The organism is Mesorhizobium sp. WSM4816 (assembly GCF_055811535.1).
In genome coordinates, this window is record NZ_JBVVQR010000089.1 from 1 (window position 1) to 1,166 (window position 1,166).

The window sequence follows — 1,166 nt, forward strand, 5'->3', positions numbered from 1 at the left end:
TCGCCAGCGCCAGCCGCACCGGGTTGATGTCGGTGATGACCACCTTTCGCGCGCCGACGCACTGCGCCACCAGCGCAGCCATGATGCCGATCGGCCCGGCGCCGGTGACCAGCACGTCCTCGCCGACCAGATCAAAGGACAGTGCGGTGTGAACCGCATTGCCCAGCGGATCGAAGATTGCGGCGATCTCGTCGGGCACGTCGTCGGGGATCGGCACGACGTTGTGCTGCGGGATCGCCAGATATTCACCGAAGGCGCCGGGCCGGTTGACGCCGACGCCGAGGGTGTTGCGGCACAGATGCCCCCTGCCCGCCCGGCAATTGCGGCAATGGCCGCAGACGATGTGGCCTTCGCCCGAAACACGCTGGCCGATCTTGTATTCGGTGACCGCCGCGCCGAAGTCGGCGACGGTGCCGACGAATTCGTGGCCGGTCACCATCGGCACCGGCACGGTCTTCTGCGCCCACTGGTCCCAATTATAGATGTGGACGTCGGTACCGCAGATCGCGGTCTTCCTGATCTTGATCAGAACGTCGTTCGGGCCGATTTCCGGCACCGGCACTTCTTCCATCCAGATGCCCGGCTCGGCCCTGGCCTTGACCAGCGCCTTCATCATGTTCGACATTCTTTTGTCCCTTGAAACTCTTGATCCGGAATCACTTTTCGCTTCCGGCCGTTCAGGAAATCACACCAAGTTCGCGCCCGACCGCGCCGAACGCCTCGACCGCCCGGTCGATATCGGCGCTGGAATGGGCGGCCGACATTTGCGTGCGGATGCGGGCCTGGCCCTTGGGCACGACGGGGAAGGAAAAGCCGATGACATAGATGCCGCGCTGCAGCATGCGGGCCGCCATCTCCTGCGCCAGCGTCGCATCGCCGAGCATGACCGGAACGATCGGATGATCGGCGCCGGCCAGCGTAAAGCCGAGCTTACCCATTTCGGACCGGAACCGCGCCGCATTGGCATAGAGGCGCTGACGCAGCGCATCGCCATTTTTGATCAGTTCGAAAACCCGGATCGAGGCGCCGGCGATCGCCGGCATCAGCGTGTTGGAAAACAGATAGGGACGCGAGCGTTGGCGCAGCCAGTCGACCACCTGGCTCTTGCCCGATGTGTAGCCGCCCGACGCGCCGCCCAATGCCTTGCCGAGCGTGCCGGTGATGAT

General features: G+C 64.5%; 2 protein-coding genes. Both read right to left on the bottom strand.

Translation table 11 applies throughout. The annotated features are described in order from the left end of the window. Positions 1-625 (bottom strand): alcohol dehydrogenase catalytic domain-containing protein (locus AC0L3H_RS32900; RefSeq protein ID WP_473588238.1); only part of this gene is annotated, 625 nt, incomplete at its 3' end. Between the two features lie 52 nt (positions 626-677). Next, positions 678-1,166, bottom strand: a 489-nt coding sequence (locus AC0L3H_RS32905) for an aminotransferase class I/II-fold pyridoxal phosphate-dependent enzyme (protein ID WP_473588239.1), incomplete at its 5' end; no start/stop codon positions are given.